This is a genomic window from Rhodococcus sp. 05-2256-B1, from assembly GCF_002258465.1.
GTDB classification, from domain to species: Bacteria; Actinomycetota; Actinomycetes; order Mycobacteriales; family Mycobacteriaceae; genus Rhodococcoides; species Rhodococcoides fascians.
Window position 1 is genome coordinate 261,217 of sequence record NZ_NOZA01000017.1, and the last position, 18,826, is coordinate 280,042.

The window sequence follows — 18,826 nt, forward strand, 5'->3', positions numbered from 1 at the left end:
CCTACGACGTACGAACCGTCAGGCCCGGGTTCTCGGTGAGAATGTCGTTGATCGGCGTCGCGAACAGTTCCGGGCGCTGACCCTGCAGCATGCTGACGACGGTCGCGATCTCGCACGAGGGTTGATCGCCCACGTTCGACGCGTTCGCGATGCCCACGGCGAGCGTGCCACTGACGATGGGGCCACCGCTGTCGCCGCGCAGCGCGCAGATCGACGTGGAGAAGCTGCGGTCCAGGACGTTGCCGCCCATGGTGACGTGCTGGCCCGTCGACAGGATTGTGCCGCAACTGAATCCGGTGGTGGCTCCGGATTTGCAGACCGGCGCGCCGACGACCGGATCCACCGTGCCGGTGATCAACAATGGGCCGGACCCGGGAACTCGCATCGCGTTGCTCTCGAATTCCCCGGTGTTGCCGTCGTCGATGTCGATGAGCGCATAGTCGTTGTGCGCCCGGCTGGTTCGATAGAACGAGCCGAACTTGGAGCCGACGAGGCTGCCGTACATGGGGTATGCGCCCGTCGTGACGGCGGAACCGGTGCTCGACTCGCCCGGATCACAGTGTCCTGCAGTGATGTTGACGGCACCACGCGTCGGATCGACTGCATTGAAGCCCAGTGAGCAACGCAGACCGGCCCCGGCCGGGGTGCCGGCGAGAAAGCTGTCGCCGCCGAGATACGAACTGGCACGAATGGGCCCTGCGGTGAGCGAGGGATCGAACGGCACCCGGTCGAGGAGCGGACCGAAGGCATCGAGGACGGGGGCCGGGATGTCGAATGCAGCCGGGGCGATCACGAATCCGGCGGCCGTCGCCGCGTCGATCACATCCGCGTGGGACGGTCCGTCGGCGACCGCGACGACCGGCAGCCCGGCCGCGTCGAGATGGCCACGGACCGCCGGGCCGACGGCAGCTGTGAACTCGGCCAAGCGGCGCGCTGTGTCGGCGCGGTCGAGAAACTGCTGAGGGCTGAGCCCGAGATCGCGTGCCACAGCGTCGGCCAGTGACGCCGGTTCGGGCGGTGCCGCAACGGCAGTGGGTGTGGATACCACCGTCATGAAGAGCAACGAGACAGCAGTGACCGATAGTGCACACGCACGGCGACGCATAACGACCTTCCCCCCGGGCATCGAACGATGTGATGCCGTTCACTTCGCACACGAACTATAGGGGGTCGGAGGCCTCGGGCGTAACGGTTTACCCGGTTCGGACTGTAGCTCCGGTCGCGCTCGTGACCTGATCGATGGGAATGCCCAGGCTGGCGGTGCCGCCGAACTGCGCCAGCGCGAGGTTCGCCTCGGTGCAGTCGGGTGCTCCGCCGCTGTTGGATCCGCTGGTGATGCCGAGTGCCAGCGTGCCGGTGACGATGGCCCCGCCGCTGTCTCCGGCCAATGTGCATGCGGTGCTGGCGAAGCCGCGCACGGTGCGCGACGTGCCGTCTTCCATGAAGAGTTGCGTCTCGACGCGGTCGGCAGCCACCACTCCACACGTGAACGACGACGACTGCCCGGATTTGCAGACGGGTGCGCCGATGACGGGGGATGCCGTTCCGGTGACGGTGACGGTGCTGCCGTTGGCCCCGCGAACGGTGGGGCGGTCCAGCCCGGCCTTCTGTCCGGCGGCGTCGAGGCCGATGACCGACCAGTCGAGGCCGTCCGGCGCTCCCAGGCTCGAGCGGTCGAACGAGCCGATCTGGGAGCTGCGCGCAATGTCGGCCGGATCGGGCAGGTACACCGGTGCTCCGCCGGCGCCCGTGGCCTTGTTCGGATTGCAGTGTCCCGCAGTCAGATTGACGGCGCTGCCGTCGGCGTCGACGGCATTGAAGCCGAACGAGCAGATGCTGATCTCGGTCGGCGGTGCGTCGGCGATCGGCCCGGCGGTGGTGACGTACGTGTCGCCGCCCATCGGTGCCGGGTCGGCGGGCTTGTTGCCACCGGGGGAGAGCATCACCTTGATGTTGGCCAGCAGGGTCGGCAGGTTCAGGGCCTTGCCGATCGGACTGTTCGCCACATTCAGCACGATCTGGTTGTCGATGAAGTCGATGGCTGTGCCGTTGATCTGCTCCGAGATCTCACGAGGGAGGCCGGCGATCCACGTGTTCAGATCTGCGAGCGACTTCTCCAGCCCGTCCGCGGACACCGGCGACTGCGCGGTGGCGTAGCCGTCCTTGGCGACGGCCTGCGCGGCTGCGGGAGAGGTGACGGCGACGACGGCATTACCGTCGGGCCCGATCCAGGCACCGGCGAAATCGGCGGGTCGGCTCGCCCGGAAATCCGACGCGTAGGCCGACAGCTCCTGCGCACGTGCGGCACGATCGAGGTACTCCTGCGGGGAGATCTTCAGATCTCGCTGCACGGCTTCGACGAGCTCTCGCGGAAGCTGATCGGCGGGCGACTGAACCACAGGTTCGGCCGCCGCTGTTCCGGAGAACGAAGCAAGAAGTACGAAAGCCGTCGAGCACAGCACTGCAGTACGCAGAGCCCCGGTGTTACGCATGAAATCCCTTCATCGGGTGCTTGGCATCAGCGCCCCACCCTAGGGCATGCGCCACCGAACCATTGTTCGCCCTGGTCAGGGAACTTCAGCGGTCGTTGTGGTGGTCGTCGTGGTCGTTGTCGTGGCGGAAGTCGTCGTTTCCGCCGGCGTCGTGGTTTCCGGAGGGGTGGTCACCGCGACGGGCGGTGTCGTGACCACCGGAGGCGGTGCCGGTGTCGGTTCCGGAGCAGGCGGCGGCGCAGGCAGGGGAGCCGGTTGGGGCGGGGTGTACTCCTCGGCCGTCGGCTCTTGCACCACCTCGGGAGCAGCCGCGGGCACGGTCGTCGTGGTCGGTGCGGTCGAGGGCACCCGCGCGGAGGTGGTGACCGGTGATCCCGCGTCGGTGACGGTGGGCGGTGTCGTGGCGGGTCCGCTGCTGAACACCCCACTCAGGGCTGCGATGACGAGAACGATGACCACGCCCGCACCGGCACCGGCGATGATCGTGGTGACGGTACGCGAGCGCTCGCTGCGTTCCTTCTTGTTCTCGGTCGCCGCACCGGCGAACGCGGTTGCGGCGTACTGCTGGGTCGCCGTGTCGGAACCGTCGGGATCTCCGGCCGGAACGATGGGCTCCGAGCGCAGCTGGGACGGGCCGAACACCGGTGCCACCGCCGGTATCGCCTCGGAGAACGCGAGGGGCGGCGGCGGAGCGACCACCGGGATCGCGTCGGTATCGAGCGAGTCCGTGCCGTCGTTGCGAGTGACCACCGGCGCTGCGCCGGTCACCAACGAGTTGCCGTCGACGTCCTCGATCTCGGCGATGTTCAGTGCGCCGCGAGCCGCAGCGAGCGGCTCGACGAGCAGCGCGCCTGCGGTGCGCTCGCCGATGTCGGCGACCACCGAAGGTAGGGCAGCACTGCCGCCGGTGAGCACGACCGTGCCGGTCGACGGCACGTCGAGCAAGCCCAACGTCGGCGCGATCAGGTCTGCGAACTCGGCGCGGGTGACCGTCGTCGTATCCGAGACGCCGGGCAGCTCCACCGCGATCGTGGCCACGTCCGCGTTGCTCAACGTGTGTTTCGCCTGCTCGCAGGACGCGACGACACCGGTGAGAGAAGCCAGAACTGCGGCGTCGGACAGGTCGAGGTGTTCGCGATCGGTCACCACGTGATCGAACAGGGCATCGGTGAACACGTCGCCGCCGACAGCGGTGGTGCGCTCGGTGCCGCCGCCCGGATACGTCGAGATGTCGGTGCCGGTGGCCCCGATGTCGATGACCGTGACGGCAGCCCCCGGGCTCGGCTGAGCGAACGCGCTCGCGGCCTTGGCCTCGGGAACCAGTGCGACGTCGGTGAGACCGGTGTGATCGAGGGCGTCGCGCAGCAGAGCGATGTTCTCGCGTGGCCATCGCGTCGGGTACGTCATCGTCGTGACGGGCGTGGACGCTGATTCGGACGTCTCGGAGAACATGCTCACGAGGCAGTTGGCGGCGTTGGCCATCAGATCCTCGGCGCGATACGCGTCGGCATCGGGTTCGAGATCTTCTTGCTTGCCGACCAGATCGACGAAGCGAGTGAACGGCGCGGTGTCGACGGACTCTCCGAGATGGGCGCGGCCGTCGTCGTCGAACCTCAGTGTCGTCGGCAGTACGACGACGGTGGGTTCGAACGCGGTCGAGTCGCGATACACCGCAACGGACCTGGTGTTGCCGATCGTGATTCCGAGATGCCCGGCACCGCTCATGGAGTGCCGCCCGTCGTGGCTCCGGCCGGAGCTCGGTCCTGGGGCGGAGCGAGACGTCCAGCCTGGGTGTTGTCGTCGGCGTTCTCGTCGGGGGTGGGCTTCGGCGGGTCCTCGGCGGTGTCGTCGTCGGGCAGCTCGGGTCCGACCGGTTCGTCGTCGGTCGGCGGTGTCGTGGTGGGGTCCTCGGTCTCGGTGGCCTCCGGAAGGTCGACGGCGGGTCGCGTGTCGACCTCGGCCGCGTCGCGTTCGGAGCGTCGCTCTCGGGTCGGATCCGTAGCCGTGGTCGTGGTCTCCGGCGTGATGATCGGTGCGGGCGAGACGGCGGGGACGAGTTCGGCTGCCGGTTCGACGACGGCGGTGGGGAAGTCGATCGGCCCACCCGGCCGGATTCCCGACGTCGTCGTCGGGGGCGCCACCTGAGCGTTCTCGATGGTGGGCACCGGAGTCTCGGAGGATGTGCCGAGCTGCAATGCGATCACACCGGCACCGACCGTCAGCGCCGCTGCGAACGCCGCGGCGGCGAACAGTGGGGCGGTGAACAGGGGACGACGGTCGGCGCGGGTCGGTGCGCCGACGACGGCGAGGCGTTCGGTGACGGCGAGGCGTTCGGTGACGGCGTCGACCGGGTACCGGGCAGCCAGAAGCGCTGCACCACGAGCCGCGGCGACGGCAGTGTCCTTCTTCTCCATGGTTGCTCGCATCGACGAGTTCCAGGCGGCCAGCGCCTCCTCTTCCGATACGAGCGCAACGTGCGCCAACCCGTGCCCGTTCATGGCCGCACGCAGGGCGAACACCTGCTCGGCGGTCCAGCGGGCCGGGTAGGTGGCGGCCGCAGCGAGATCGCCGGGGCGCAGATCGATCGACGACGCCACCTCGGTGAGCAGGCAGAGCAGCGCCATCGACGTCAGCTGTTCGGCGGGGAAGACGGTGCCCCGGCTCCCGGTGACACCGCCACCGAGCGCGTCGAGGAAGTGCGTGTACGCCTCGGAGTCATTGGCGGTGGCGTCACCGAGTGAGACGGTGCCGTCGGGGTGAGTGTTGAGCACGGTCGAGTGCAGGGACGCCAGATGCAGGGAGGGGCCGGGCGCGATGGGGTGCGACACGGCCGCAACGGCCTGTTCGTCGTCCAGATAGAGGCCGACGTCCGGTGCGCCGATACTCGCCCCGCCGGGCTGCTCGGTCATGCGGGCTGCTCGGTCATGGGGATATCTACCTGTCCTGGGCTCGGAGTCGATGTTCGGTCGTTATGTCGCTTCGGATCCTCACACAGTTACACCCGCAGTAGGGGGCATCAGCGTGCCGAGGTCAGGTGGTCGATGTTCCGTAGCCCATCGCCCGCAGCATCGAGATCAGTTCCGAGCGCGACCCGGCTCCGAGCCTGCGGCGAATGCGAGCCACATGATGTTCGACGGTTTTCGGGGAGATGTAGAGCCGGCTGCCCACCTCGCGGTACGTGACCCCGAGAACCAGTAGCTCGGCCACCTCGGCCTCGCGTTCGCTCAGAGATCCCGACGGCTGCGGCGTCGTCCCGTCGGTCTCCCGCTGATGCGAGCTGGGCTGACGCAACGACCGGGCGATGTGCAGTAACGAGGTGGCAGTAGCGGTGTCGGCGACGGTCAGCGCTGCCTCGCTCGCCAACCGGGCACCGTCCCACGGCAGGCCGAACGCGGTGAGGGTGCGCGCCGAGAGTTCGACCTCGGCGGCGTCGGGCCTGCCCTGTAGAACGCCGAGCCACGCCCGCCCCGCCGCGGCGAGTGCGGAGCTGTACGGGTGCGTCGGAGCGGCGGACGCGAGGGCCTTCGCGTGCGGCACCAGGGCTTCGGGCGTCTGCGCCACGATGGCGGCCTGCACCTGATACCAATGCAGCGCCGATGCCCACACCGGCGGATCCCCCAACGCGGCGAGCAGCGTCGTGGCCTGCGACACGAGGTGCTCGACGCGATCGAACTGGCCCACTCGTGTTGCGGCCAGCACCAATTCGCCGAGTGGCAAGAGAGAGAACAGGTCGATCGAGTACGCGGCGACGACGTTCTGCGCCTGGGTCCACGCCGTGACGAGAGATCCGGCGTCCCCGGACCTGCGGGCCAACCCCACCCGAATGCCGTGCAGGAACAGGTGATTGCGCACGTGCGAGTCGGGGATCTCGAGCGGGTCGACCAGGTGGCAGGCCTGCGCGGCGTCTCCTCGCAGCATGGCCGCCCAGCCGCCGATGAGAACGAGCCGCGTGTGGGCCCCGGATCCCGGCCGCAGCTCGGGTAGGGCACGAGCGATGACGGAGTCGACGCGGGCGAGATCACCGCAGTGCACCGCATGCAGGGCGGCCACCGCGGCTGCCGAATCCGGAGCGCACCAACGATCGGACGGCGCGGCCGTCAACGTGACCGCGCGCATCAGCGCGTTCGTCGCCGCACTCGACGCCGCAGCGCTGCGTGAGTCGATCGAACCGAGTACCCCGTCGACGAGCAACGCGCCCGACGCCGTACTCGACGTCGGTGCCAGCGATGCCACGACACTCAGTGCGCGGTCGGCAGCAGGGCGGTCGCCGGCGGCAGCTGCCGACAGGGCAGCCCACACCGCATCGGTCCCGAGTCGATCCGTCCCGAGCCAGGCGAACAATTGCGCACTGCGCGAGACCATTCCGCGCTGCGCGGCGATCGACGCCGAGACCCTGACTGCCGTGCGTAGATCGACCTGCGTGTGATCGGTGGCCGCGTCGAGGATCTCGTCGGCGCGACGGCCTGCCTCGTCGAGGTGTCCGGTCGCGGCGGCCACCTCTGCCCGCCGCGCGGCGAGCGCCGACGGGTCGAATCCCGCCGCTGCTGCCGCGTCGTACAGCTGGCCAGCGGACTCTACGGAAGTCGAATCGCCTTGTCCAGCAAGGAAATCAGCAAGGTCTGCGCGTACGACCCCGTGCGTCGCCAACGCTCGCGCGGCCGAGGCGTCGAGCAGACCGGATTGCGCCGCAACCTCGGTGATGCGGTCGAGCAGCACCCGGCATCGACGCTCCCCGATCATCTCGGTCAGGGGACCTTCGGCGGACGGAATCAATGCGCCCGTGGCGTCGAGAAGACCGGAGCTGCAGGCGATATCGACGACCGTCTCCGCGTCGGCCGGCCGCGTCACGAGCTGTGCCGCCGTGACCGGGTCCGGGACGACGCCGAAGCGAGCGGCGAGCAGCACGGCGCGGGTGTCGTCGGTGGTGTCGACGAGGATTCGGCGATGCTGCTCGGCAACCGATTCGGTGACCGCGCGCAGCGGAGTGGGGTCGGACCGTTCGCCCCCGAGCGCGGCCAGTGCCGCGTCGACGGCGACGAGAAGCCCTCCGGTGGACTTTGCGATCGCGCTCGCCAGCGACGCCGAGATCGGCCGAGCGACTGCGGCTGCCCGCGTTGCGATCGACGTCTTGTCCAACGGCACCAGCGTCAGGCGAGCGGCACCGGCGGATGCGACGAGCTTCTCGATCCGGGAATCGTATCGGCGCGGGGCCGTGGCGAGAACCAGCGTGATGTCCGAACGGGTTGCCGCAGCGGCGATCTCGTCCACGCGGTGATCCGGCAACAGATGGGCGTCGTCGACCAGAACCGTCGCACCCGACGGCGCGTCGGTGACACTGCCCGCATGCACCGTCGTCGCGGCGGCCGCGACCGCACCGAGCACCGCGGATCGACCGGAGCCGTTCACCCCGACGACAACATGCACACCGGTGCTCGACGACGCGTCACGAACGAATCGATCGGCGCGCTCGACGCCGACGAGAGCGGATGGGCTGTTGGCCATGGTCGGTCTATCGACCGGTCAGGCCGCCGACGACCCCGCCGAGTCCGTCACCCAGGCCCTGACCCACACCTCCGACAACACCGCCGAGGCCCTGCCCGACGCCCTGACCGACGTCGCCGAGGGTCGGGCCCTGGTACGTCGGTAGCGGTTGTGGCGTGAACTGCGGTGCTTGCGGGACCTGCACGGCCGGGGGCTGGTAGTTGGGCACCGTCGGTGCGGCGATCGACGGGATGGTCGGCACCGTGGCGGCCCCGTTCTGGCCGGGGGCAGCGGCCGGCGCTCCGGCGACGGGTGCCCCGGCAACAGGAGCCCCGGTGGCCGGATCGATCTGGGTGACACTGCCGTCGGCGTTGACCACCGTCGTGGGTGCACCCGTGGAGCCGACTGCTGCAGAACCGGTCGGCCCGGTCGTGGACCCGACTTCTGCCACGGCGGCCGTGCTGCCGGGAGTCTCGGTGCTCGAGATCTCGGCGTTGGATTCGGCCGGAGTGGTGTTGTCCGAGGTGAGGGCCGTTCCGACCGACAGTCCGCCGCCCGCGAGAAGGGCCAGCACGACGACGGATCCGGCGACCAGGCCTGCCTTCTTGCGTCCGGACATTCCCGATTCCGACGCCACTGCCGTCGGGGTCGGGGCGGGCCGCGGGGTGGGACGGGGCATCGGCGCGGCAACGGCGGTCGCGGCGGGAACCGCAGCCAATGCTGCTGCGTCGTCCGCGGCGGTGGCGTCGGCGATGTCGCTGCCGAGGATCGCGGCTCCGATCGCGACGGTCAGTTCGGGGCGCGGCCCGGCCACGACCGGTACTCGCAGCTCGGTCGAGACGAGCTCGGCGACGAGCGGGATGGCCGAGCTGCCGCCGGTCAGCACCACCTGATCGATGTCGGTGACCTCGAGGCCTGCGGCCGCGACCGCGTCACGCACGACGGCGATGGAGGCCAGCAGCGATGCGCGAACGAGGTCTTCGATCTCCGAGCGCACCAGTCGGACTTCGGTGTGCAGCCCCGGTAGGTCCACGGTCAGCGACGTGGAGGTGTCGTAGGACAGCTGTTCTTTGGCCTCGCCGCAGCGGGCGCGCAATTCGACCAATGCGCCGACGGTGTCGGGATCGAAGGGATCGAACTCGAACGACTGACTGCCCGAGACGGTGTCGAGTACGTACTGCATGATCTCGTGGTCGAACTGAGCGCCGCCGAACTCCTGCGAATGAACGCCGGTTCCGACGACGCCTGCGTCGGACCCGGTCCGCATCAGCGTGACGTCGAGAGCCGTCGCGCCGAGGTCGTAGACGACCGCGAGACCGTCGGACTGGGTTCCACGGGTGACTTCGAGCCAGCGCATCGTGGCGACCGACTCGGGAACGAGCGTGACGTCGGTCAGGCCTGCGCGATCGAGCGCTTCGCCGAGCACCTCGACGGTGTAGGCGGTCCAGCGTGTGGGGTGGGTGACCACCACGGAGGGGGAGGAGTCGACACCGGCGGAGACGTCGGCGACGAGGGCACGAGTGGCGGTGGCGTACAGGTCCTCGGCGCGGTGACTGCGGCCGTCGTCGTCGATCAGTTCGACGGGGTCACCGACGCGATCGGCGAACCCACTGATGAGATGGCGCGTCGAGCGGTCCCACAGGTCGGCGAGACTGGGGGCCGCACCGGGACGAAGATCGAGGGCCGAACGCTTGACCACCGAGGTCACCGGGTCGGTATCCAGGGCGGCAACAGCCGTCACAGTTCCGATCCGTATGCCGAGCCCTGCGTTCATCTGCCGCCACCTTCTTGTCGCACTGCCCTGGTTCCCACCGCCGTTACCCGCACTGTCGGCTCGGTGCCCCGATTCGTTACGTCTCACAGCAGGTTAGAGCGTGCAACGAGGTAAATCCCCTAAAGCGCTCAGATCCCCTAATGCAAGTCCCCTGGCGACCCCCGGGGGAGTAGGGGGATCGTCCCCGTTGGGCGGGGGCTCTGCGGACCATAGCTTTGTGATCAACCACGAAGCATCACTCGTCAAGGAGACTCACATGGCTACCAACGCCGTACTCGATTTCATTCTCGGCCTGCTGCGCGACGACAACGCCGCTGCTGCCTACTGCGCCAACCCCGAGACGACGTTGGCCGCTGCCGGCCTCGGCGGCGTCACCCACGCAGACATCGTCGCGGTGGCCCCCTTGGTTGCCGAGTCGGGACTGTTCGCCGGTGCAGGCAGCCAGCTCTCCGCCATCCTGGGTGCAGGCGGATCCGCAGGCCTCGACGGCGCACTCGCCGGAGGCGCGAGCCTCGGCGGCGGACTGTCGGCCGGACTCGGCATTGCCGCAGGAGCGGTAGCCGGCGGCGGGCTCGCCGCAGGTGGCGCGCTGACCGGTGGAATCGACGTGGCGGGCGAGATCGAAGCGTCGCTCCAGGCAGCTCTCGCTGCAGCTCTGGCCGTCGGTGGCCAGATCGGCCTCGAACTCGGCACCGCATTCGGTGGCGCTCTCGACGCACTCATCGGTGCCGGTGCGGGCATCGGCGGCGGACTCGGTGGCGGAATCGATCTGGACCTCGACGGCCTTCTCGGCGGCACGGTCGGACTCGGCGCTGCGCTCACCGGACTCATCGGAGCAGGCGCAGGCATCGGCGGCGAGATCAGCGCCGACCTGGCAGCGCAGCTGCAGGCAGCCCTCGACGCCGCGATCGGTGCCACCGGCGCAGTCGACCTTGCCGCGCTGGCCGACATCCAGGGCGGACTGTCCGGCGCGCTTGGTGCCCTCTTCGCAGTCGGCGGAACCGTCGGAGCCGAACTGGGCGCTGCCGTCGGTGGCGTCTTCGAGTCCGTGCTCGACGCCGGAGCCGGACTGGACATCGTCGGCGGCCTCGGGACTGCGCTGACCGCAGGCATCGGCGGCGCTCTCGCCGGGCTCGGAACGGTCGGTGCGGACCTCACCGCAGACATCGCAGCAGCCCTCAGCGGATCCGCCGAAGCCGGAGCCGCGCTCGTCGGCGACATCGCCGGTGGCATCGGTGGCAGCCTCGGCGGACTCTTCGCCGTCGACGGTGCCATCGCAGGATCCATCGGAACCGCACTCGGTGCAGTACTCGACGCCGGTGCCCTCGCTGACATCGACGTGGACGCGCTCCTCGCAGCCGGCGGCAACATCGGCACGGTCGTCAGCGGCGCCCTGGGCGGCGTCCTCGATCTCGACGCCGGAGTCGTCGGAAACCTGGCCACGGCCATCGACACCGCCATCGAGGGAACCCTCGGCGCCGGTCTGGGCATCGGTGGCAGCATCACCGGCGAACTGGCGGGTGAGCTGACGGGTGAGCTGACCGGCGGAATCACCGGCGCACTGACCGGCGGAGTGACGGGCAGCCTCGAAGGAATTCTCGGAACCGCGTTCGGTGTGGGCGGCGCTGCAGGCGCACAGCTCGGCACGGCCGTCGAAGCGATCGTCGACGCCGGAGCCACACTCGACCTCGGAGCAGCACTCGGCGCGAGTGCAGATCTCAGCGCTCAGCTGGCCGGCGCGGTCGACACGGCCGTGTCCGCAGGTGCCGATCTCACCGGCACCGTGGAAGGCACCCTCTCCGGACTCGGTGGCCTCGGCGGCGGCCTGACCGGCGGCCTCGCCGGACTCGGCAACGTCGGCGGAGACCTCACCGGCGGCCTGGCCGGACTCGGTGGTCTCGGCGGCGGCCTGACGGGTGGCCTCGCCGGAGTCGGCAGCGTCGGCGCAGGTATCACCGGTGGCCTCGCGGCCGTCGGCAGCGCAGGAGCAGATGTGACCGGCGGCCTGGCGGCGGTCGGCAACGTCGGCGGCGACGTGGCCGGTGGACTGAACGGGCTCGTCGACGCGGGCACGAGCCTGACCGGCGGACTGGCCGGGCTCGGCAGCCTCGGCGGCGGAATCGCAGGCGGTGTTGCAGGTGGAGTCGAGGGCGGTGTCTCGACCGGGATCGACGCAGCCGCGCAGGCCGGTGCGGGTCTGGAAGGCACCCTGACCGGTGCCGTCGACGGCGGAATCGACGCGGCAGCACAGGCCGGTGCAGGACTGGAAGGCACCCTCACCGGTGCCGTCGACGGCGGAATCGACGCCGGTACGCAGGTCGGTGCAGGACTCGAATCGGCAGGTGACCTCGCCGGTTCCGCCGCGGGTGACCTGGCCGGAAACGTCACCGGAGGACTCGAGGGCACCGTGGGCGGCGTCGTCGACGCGGGAACCTCGGTGGGCGGCGAGATCGCGTCGAACATCGGCGGCGGACTGGATGCCGGCGGCTCGATCGGCGGCGGACTGGCCTCCACGGTGAGCGGGGGTTTGGATGCTGGTGCGGACGCTGCGGGTTCCGTGGCCGGCGGGTTTGACTCTGCCGCGCAGCTCGGTGGCCAGGTCACCGGTGCAGTGCAGTCCGGAGCCGAGGGATCTTTCGAGTCCGCGAGCTCCTTCGATTCCAGCGCGAACGCATCGGGCACGGGCTGGTCGAGCGTCGACTCCGACGTCTTCGGACAGAGCGAGAGCAGCACGGACCTGTTCGGCGAGACCGGCGGCAACCTGCACGGATCGGTCGATTCGGCAGCAGATTCACTGGGCCACTCGCTGACCGTCGACCACGACATCGACCCGCTGAACCCCTGATCGAGTTGCCTGTGATCAGGTGACGAAATGACGAGTCGGCCCCGAGTGTTCAACGACACTCGGGGCCGAGTCGTCGCTAGAGTTTGGGAATGCGGCCTGCGGGACGAGTGGGGTTCGCGGGAGTCGACGAGATGGGTTGTGGAGACACAGGTATGGACGGGCAATCTACGGAACTGGCCGAGCTGCTCGATCGCACCGCGGAGGTAGCGACATCGGCGGGACGATCCGATCTGGTCGATCGAGTCGAGGCAGCGAAGTCGCGTGTGCTCGACCCTCGTCGTCGCATCATCGTGGTCGGACCCCTCAAACAGGGCAAGAGCCAGTTCGTGAATTCGCTGCTGAATCTGACGGTGTGCTCGGTGGGCGACGACGAGACCACCGCGATTCCGACGGTGGTGTCCAACGCGGACAGCTTCTCCGCGCAGCTCGTGCTCGCGAATCCCGGTGACGAACCGATTCGGGTCGACGTACCGCTCGAAGAGATCACCACGGTGACTCCGGCGAGTCCCCAGGCTCAGGGCCGGGAGGTGCTGCGGCTGGACATCGCGGTACCGAGCCCACTGCTCGCCGACGGCCTGGTGCTGGTCGACACGCCGGGAGTCGGTGGCCACGGAAACCCGCATGCGGCAGGGACATTGGGTCTGATTCCGTCGGCCGATGCCGTGCTCGTCGTGTCCGATGCCTCTCGTGAATTCACCGAGCCGGAATTGGCGTTCCTGCGGCAGGTGCAGGGTCTGTGCCCGGCTGTGGCGGTGCTGATCACCAAGATCGATCTGTATCCCCATTGGCGGCAGATCGTCGAGGCCAACCGTGCGCACCTGGACCGTGCAGGCATCACCGTGCAGATGCTGCCGGTGTCGTCGTTGTTGCGTTCGCACGCAGTGCGTTTGAACGACGAGGAACTCAATGCCGAATCCGGCTTCCAGCAGCTGTACGCGTTTCTGCGCGACGACGTGGTGGCACGGGCCGACGTGCTGGCTCGCGCATCGGTATCCCTCGATGTCCGCTCGGTGACCGAGCACCTGACACTGTCGTTCGGCAGTGAGCTTGCGGCGCTGAAGGATCCGGAGCGCGCGGCCGCCGCAGTCGCCGGGCTCCAGCGCGCCAAGTCCGCCGCCGAGGAACTGCACAAGCGGTCCTCGCAGTGGCAACAGACGCTCGGTGACGGAATCGCAGATCTCGCGTCGGACATCGATCACGACCTGCGCGACCGACTGCGACGCGTCACCCGGGAGGCCGAGGAAACCGTCGACGAGGGGGATCCGGGGAAGGACTGGCCGCAACTGGGCGAATGGCTCGAAGAGCAGATCGCTGCGTCGGTGGGCGACAATTTCGTGTGGGCGCACGAGCGGGCTCTGTGGTTGTCGGAGTTGGTGGCCGAGCACTTCGCGTCGTCCGGCGCGGCGGCCCTGCCCGATCTCGATCTCGGCGATCTCGACAATGTGCTCGAGCCCGTGACGTCCCTGGCCGATCTGGAGTCGGGTCGGGTGGGTATCACGCAGAAAGTGCTCGTGGGAATGCGTGGATCCTACGGCGGCGTATTGATGTTCGGTCTGATCACCACGTTCGTCGGTCTGAGTCTGCTCAATCCGATCTCGATCGGAGCGGGCGTACTGCTCGGCACCAAGGCGTACAAGGAAGACAAGGAGAATCGCGTCAAGGCGCGTCGTTCCGAGGCCAAGATGGCGATTCGCCGCTTCACCGACGACGTCAGCTTCCAGGTGGGCAAGGAGTCGAAGGATCGGCTGCGTCAGATTCAGCGGGTGCTGCGAGATCACTTCACCTCGATCGCCGAGCAGACATTGCGTTCGCTCAACGAGTCGTTGCGCTCGGCGCAGGAAGCCGCTGCCGCCGACAACACCGATCGCACCGCCCGGATCGCGAGGCTGGAGAACGACATGCGGCTTGTCTCTGAATTGAATGCTCGCGCAACGCGTCTGGTGAAGGACGTCGCGGTATGAGCGTGACGGCACTGGCCCGAGCGCGCGATCTGATCTCGGCAGCGCGGTCGACGTACGCCGGCGACGCGGAGGCGTCCTGGATGCTCGACGAATGTCTCTACCGTTTGGACGAGCCGCTCCGGGTCGCGCTTGCGGGATCGCTCAAGGCCGGCAAGTCCACTCTGCTCAATTCGCTTGTTGGGCAAGATATTGCGCCGACCGACGCCACCGAATGCACCAAGGTCGTCACGTGGTATCGCAACGGCGTCTCACCCAGTGTGACGGCCTGGTACGACGGCGATCGCGCGGCGAACGTTCCGGTGCAACGACGTGACGGGCGGCTGACGTTCGATCTCGGTGCGTTGACGGCGGCGCAGGTCGATCGCCTCGACGTCGAATGGCCGGCAAGTACTTTGGCGCAGACGACGATCATCGACACACCCGGCACCTCGTCGCTCTCTCGCGATGTCTCGGCGCGCACGTTGGCGATGCTGACCCCCGAGAATTCGTCGTCGGGGGCCGACGCAGTGGTCTACCTGCTGCGCACCCTCAATGCCACGGACGTCTCGTTTCTCGGGCAGATCGGGGCACACGTCGGCGGTGATTCCGGGCCACTAGGCGTCATCGGGGTGGTCTCCCGGGCCGACGAGGTCGGCTCGGGCCGCTTGGACGCGATGATGTCGGCCAAGGAGGTCGCGGCGCGGTTCGCCTCCGAGCTCGAAGCCACCGGGCTGTGCCAGGCCGTCGTCCCGGTGGCAGGATTGTTGGCGTTGGGAGCAGAGACGTTGCGGCAGAGCGAGTTCGCCGCATTCCAGATGCTCGCGACGGTACCGACCGAGGATCTGCAACTGGCGATGCTCTCGGCCGATCGGTTCGTGCGGGCGGAGAGCGCTCTGCCCGTCGATGCCGCCCTGCGCGCCAGCATCGTCGACCGCTTCGGCCTGTTCGGGATTCGGATGGCCGTGACGCTGATTCGGCTCGGTGTGCGTGATTCGCCGACACTGGCGGCCGACCTGGTCGAGCGCAGTGGACTGTCCGAACTTCGCTCGGTGATCGACGTGCAATTCGGCCAGCGTGCGGATCAGCTGAAGCTGCACTCGGCTCTGGTTGCGCTGCAACGAATTCTGGAGTTCCGGCCGGAGTCGCATGCGCTGCGTACCGAAGCCGGCAGGATGCTCGCCGACGTGCACGGGTTTGCCGAACTACGGTTGCTCGGCCGATTGCGTTCGGTCACACCGACATTGCCCGACGGCGGACTGCTCGATCTGCAGCGCATCATCGGCGGCTTCGGTATCGCCGCCACCGAGCGCCTCGATCTCCCGCCCGATGCGGGACACACTCAGCAACGCGACACGGCACTGGCTGCGGTGCGCAAGTGGCGATCCCTCTCGGAGCATCCGCTTCTGGACCGGTTCACGTCGAATTCGTGTGCCCTCGCCGCACGTAGTGCCGAAGGGATTCTCGCCTCACTGACGTGAGGATCGTCGAGGTAGCAGCGCGACGACCGTGGCGGCTGCGGCAGCGCCTGCCACGACGAACGGTCCCCATTGCAGCACGCCGCCGAGCAGGGCCGAGGCGTCGGAGACGAAGGTCGAGAACGTGACGGCCGCCCCGATGGTCAGAATTCCCACCGCGCCCATCAGGACTTTGGACGACGTGGCCGCGCCGCGGAGCAGATTCAACGAGACGAACCCGAGCAGTACCAGCACGGCGGCGGCAGCACCGCTCGAGATGAGGGTGGCCGACGCCGTGTTCCGGACGTCTGCGGCGCTTGCCGTCGAATCCTGCTGAGCCACGGCGGTTTCGACGCCCGACAGAACGACGTTCCAGTTCAGCGCGATGACAGCGGCCAGCGCCAGGATCAGTGCAGCGGTCGCCGCCCACAGTCCGGTCGCGATCTTCGGCAGACGGGAGTCTGCGGTGGATTCCTGTCGTGGCCGAAGAGGTTCGACGGACAGCTCCGGCCGCGGTGGTTGCGGTCGGGTAGGCCGAGGCCTGTGCGCTGTCGGATCGTTCGGTTCTTCGGCCACGGTGCAGGAGTCTATCCGTCAGCGGTGCTGCGACGGCGTCTCACCGCAGCACCACCGCTACGCCCTCGTACGGACCGAGGTTCATCGGGAAGCTGTGCAGTTCGTCGACCGTCGCGATCTCGTTGTCGTCGAACACATCGATGGCGCAGGTGCCGGGCACCAGGTGCTTGGACTGAATGGTTGCGCTGATCTCGTCGGACGAGAAGTTCAGCACCGTGGCCTGGATGGTGCCCTGGCCGAGCTCGTGCACCATCACCAACAGGCTCTTGTGCGAGACCGTCGGAATGTCGATCTGCTGCGCCGTGGCAATTCCGTACTTGTTGCGCAGCTCGATGATTCGAGCCAGCTGCCGAGCGAACGACTGCGGGTCGGCCAACTGCTCCGGTAGCGACCCGTACAGGCTGCGTCCACGGGGAATGCCCGACTCCGAGCGCACGGCGTCGGGGAAATACCCCATCAGGTCGTGTGCGCCGCGGTTGAGCCAGCGAGTGTCGCCCTCCTTGATGAGATCCTCGACCTCGTCGGCGGCGATCGGAAGAATGCCCAGCAAGTCCCAGCCGGACAGTGCGAACACGCCGGGCTGCAGTGCGTTGTACATGGCGAGCAGCAGGTGTGCTCGTTTGACGGTCTCGATGTCCTGCTCGTCCATCCGATCGAGATCGCGGATGCCGAGCGACGCGGTGATCACACTGGCTGTGGTGCAGGCGATTCCGTTGGTGGTGAACGTTCGGTTGTACGGTGCCCAGCGGCCGGTGAGGCGATCGGTGAGTTCACCGCGGATGCGATCGCCCAGATCGCAGCCCTTGACCGACTCGCCGCCGTAGGCGAACTCGTCTTCTGCGTGCAGTGTCGCGAAGTGGATGAGCTCGAACGTCATCTCGTCGTGGTTCTGCAGCGCGTGCACCAGCGACGCGGTGTCCACACCGTGATCGCGAGCCAAAGTCATGGTGAGCCTGAGGAATTCGGTGTTCCCCATGACCAACGCATGCTGGTAGGCCGGGCGGTTGATGAAGTCGTACGACAGATCGGCGCCGTTGGTGCCCATCGCCTTGATGTCGTCGATCGTCAGGTTCAACTCCTGGAAGGTGAACCCGCCCATCTTGCGCACCACACTGGCGATCAGGTGATTCGCGGCCTCCGAGAGTGGGTGTCCCTCGGACCAACCCGGACCCTCTGCACGACGTTCGACGCCGAGGAAACCGTTGGCGTCCAAGCGCAACGCGCCGGCACCGAGATCGGCGATGGAGTGGCAGGCGTCGCCGATGACGAGACGCATGCCCGCGAACGATGGGTCGAGCCAGTTGATGGACGGCTGACCGGCCTTGAAGTAGTGCAGGTACACCCAACGCCGCTCGACGCCGTCGATGCCGACGACGGGAGGTGTTGCGCTCCAGTTGGTTTCCTTGACGCCGAGCTCGTAGAAGATCACTCGCTGCAACTGGCCGATGATGTAGCCGGCACGAGCGAGATTTGCCTCGGCCTCGGCGTCGATGTTCTGCGAGTCGGCACCGGCGCGCACACGCGGCAGCAGGTGCCAGTCCTGCGGCTCGATCTCGACCATGTGGTAAATGCCGGGGTAATCGGCGACGGCCATCTCGGCCAGCCGGAAATCCGCACCCTTACCGGTGTGGCCGGGAACGATGTCGTCGATGACGATGCCGTCGTACGCGGCGGCCACGACGCACAGGCGTCGGAACTCTTCTTCCGAGCCGAAGGCGGGGTCGATCTGCATACCGATGCGGTCGAAGTGGCCGTCGACGGACGGGGTGGGACGCCACCCGTGGATGCCGCCCGCCACTTTCACCGGTCCGGTGTGCACGGCGGTGACGCCGATCTCGGAGAACGCCTGCCACAACTTCTCGTCACCGAGGGTGCTCAGGAAGCTGGTCTGCGGAGCGTTGATCACCGAGATGGGGTAGGCGGTGAACCAGACGGGTGCTCGCTCGACGGCAGCACGCGGGTCGGGATCGGCATACGGGTTCTGCCACATGCTGCCCTTGCCCGACAGCTGTTCGGCAATGAGCTTGGCATCTCGCAGCATCGACTGTTCGGTGAGCCAGTCCACGTACTCGGGATTGGACGCGACCGGCTCGCTGTCCGGTGTGGGACCACTACTTCGGTTCGCACGACGCACGGACGGACGAAGCGGTTTCGGCCGAGCCGGGTAGAACTTTTCGTCGTAGGTGATCTCGCTCGGTTCGTGCTGCACTTCGGGATCCATGTGCCTCCGTAGCCTCGCTTTTCCTCAACCCTACGTAGGGCGC

11 protein-coding genes are annotated in these 18,826 nt (G+C 68.1%); 3 read left to right on the forward strand and 8 right to left on the reverse strand.

The genetic code is table 11. The features are described 5' to 3' along the window. Window position 1: 1 nt before the first annotated feature. The 6 genes from CH285_RS09490 to CH285_RS09515 all read right to left on the reverse strand — a co-directional run bounded on the left by CH285_RS09490 (window position 2) and on the right by CH285_RS09515 (window position 9,747). Entirely contained in the window at window positions 2–1,054 is a 1,053-nt protein-coding gene (locus tag CH285_RS09490; RefSeq protein ID WP_141214928.1) for a S1 family peptidase, read from the reverse strand. Between the two features lie 139 nt (window positions 1,055–1,193). Then, window positions 1,194–2,492, reverse strand: a complete 1,299-nt coding sequence (locus tag CH285_RS09495; RefSeq protein ID WP_032371871.1) for a S1 family peptidase — start codon at window positions 2,490–2,492, stop codon at window positions 1,194–1,196. A 75-nt stretch (window positions 2,493–2,567) separates the two neighbouring features. After that, window positions 2,568–4,217 (reverse strand): Hsp70 family protein, encoded by a 1,650-nt coding sequence (locus tag CH285_RS09500; protein ID WP_094643438.1) that lies wholly within the window; start codon window positions 4,215–4,217, stop codon window positions 2,568–2,570. Next, window positions 4,214–5,401: a hypothetical protein gene (locus CH285_RS09505; RefSeq protein WP_052069025.1), complete on the reverse strand. Its 1,188-nt coding sequence runs from the start codon at window positions 5,399–5,401 to the stop codon at window positions 4,214–4,216. The genes CH285_RS09500 and CH285_RS09505 overlap by 4 nt, the downstream gene beginning before the upstream one ends. A 121-nt stretch (window positions 5,402–5,522) precedes the next feature. Continuing rightward, on the reverse strand, window positions 5,523–7,994 hold the full coding sequence (locus tag CH285_RS09510; protein WP_052069026.1) for a helix-turn-helix transcriptional regulator: 2,472 nt from the start codon (window positions 7,992–7,994) through the stop codon (window positions 5,523–5,525). Window positions 7,995–8,001: 7 nt separating this feature from the next. Further along, window positions 8,002–9,747: an Hsp70 family protein gene (locus tag CH285_RS09515; RefSeq protein ID WP_094643439.1), complete on the reverse strand. Its 1,746-nt coding sequence runs from the start codon at window positions 9,745–9,747 to the stop codon at window positions 8,002–8,004. 256 nt (window positions 9,748–10,003) lie between these two features. Here CH285_RS09515 and CH285_RS09520 point away from each other — a divergent pair, with 256 nt between their 5' ends. The 3 genes from CH285_RS09520 (at window position 10,004) to CH285_RS09530 (ending at window position 16,010) form a co-directional block, all read left to right on the forward strand. Further along, window positions 10,004–12,592, forward strand: a complete 2,589-nt coding sequence (locus CH285_RS09520) for an IniB N-terminal domain-containing protein (protein WP_032372057.1) — start codon at window positions 10,004–10,006, stop codon at window positions 12,590–12,592. 152 nt (window positions 12,593–12,744) lie between these two features. Next, on the forward strand, window positions 12,745–14,553 hold the full coding sequence (locus CH285_RS09525; protein ID WP_032371874.1) for a dynamin family protein: 1,809 nt from the start codon (window positions 12,745–12,747) through the stop codon (window positions 14,551–14,553). Beyond that, entirely contained in the window at window positions 14,550–16,010 is a 1,461-nt protein-coding gene (locus CH285_RS09530; protein WP_032371875.1) for a dynamin family protein, read from the forward strand. Before CH285_RS09525 ends, CH285_RS09530 begins: the two co-directional genes overlap by 4 nt. Here the strand turns inward: CH285_RS09530 and CH285_RS09535 are convergent. Continuing rightward, the gene (locus CH285_RS09535) at window positions 15,999–16,562 is read right to left on the reverse strand and encodes a hypothetical protein (RefSeq protein ID WP_052069028.1); all 564 of its coding nucleotides are present in this window, start codon (window positions 16,560–16,562) and stop codon (window positions 15,999–16,001) included. The two genes, CH285_RS09530 and CH285_RS09535, sit on opposite strands and share 12 nt — an antisense overlap. Before the next feature lie 40 nt (window positions 16,563–16,602). Further along, on the reverse strand, window positions 16,603–18,783 hold the full coding sequence (gene treS / locus CH285_RS09540) for a maltose alpha-D-glucosyltransferase (protein ID WP_094621509.1): 2,181 nt from the start codon (window positions 18,781–18,783) through the stop codon (window positions 16,603–16,605). Window positions 18,784–18,826 lie beyond the last annotated feature (43 nt).

Excerpts from the sequence above, each read along its gene's own strand:
- CH285_RS09510 (WP_052069026.1), bottom strand. The coding sequence starts at position 7,994 with ATGGCCAACAGCCCATCCGCTCTCGTCGGCGTCGAGCGCGCCGATCGA.
- CH285_RS09490 (WP_141214928.1), bottom strand. The coding sequence starts at position 1,054 with ATGACGGTGGTATCCACACCCACTGCCGTTGCGGCACCGCCCGAACCG.
- CH285_RS09505 (WP_052069025.1), bottom strand. The coding sequence starts at position 5,401 with ATGACCGAGCAGCCCGGCGGGGCGAGTATCGGCGCACCGGACGTCGGC.
- CH285_RS09520 (WP_032372057.1), top strand. The coding sequence starts at position 10,004 with ATGGCTACCAACGCCGTACTCGATTTCATTCTCGGCCTGCTGCGCGAC.
- treS (WP_094621509.1), bottom strand. The coding sequence starts at position 18,783 with ATGGATCCCGAAGTGCAGCACGAACCGAGCGAGATCACCTACGACGAA.
- CH285_RS09500 (WP_094643438.1), bottom strand. The coding sequence starts at position 4,217 with ATGAGCGGTGCCGGGCATCTCGGAATCACGATCGGCAACACCAGGTCC.
- CH285_RS09515 (WP_094643439.1), bottom strand. The coding sequence starts at position 9,747 with ATGAACGCAGGGCTCGGCATACGGATCGGAACTGTGACGGCTGTTGCC.
- CH285_RS09530 (WP_032371875.1), top strand. The coding sequence starts at position 14,550 with ATGAGCGTGACGGCACTGGCCCGAGCGCGCGATCTGATCTCGGCAGCG.
- CH285_RS09525 (WP_032371874.1), top strand. The coding sequence starts at position 12,745 with ATGGACGGGCAATCTACGGAACTGGCCGAGCTGCTCGATCGCACCGCG.
- CH285_RS09495 (WP_032371871.1), bottom strand. The coding sequence starts at position 2,492 with ATGCGTAACACCGGGGCTCTGCGTACTGCAGTGCTGTGCTCGACGGCT.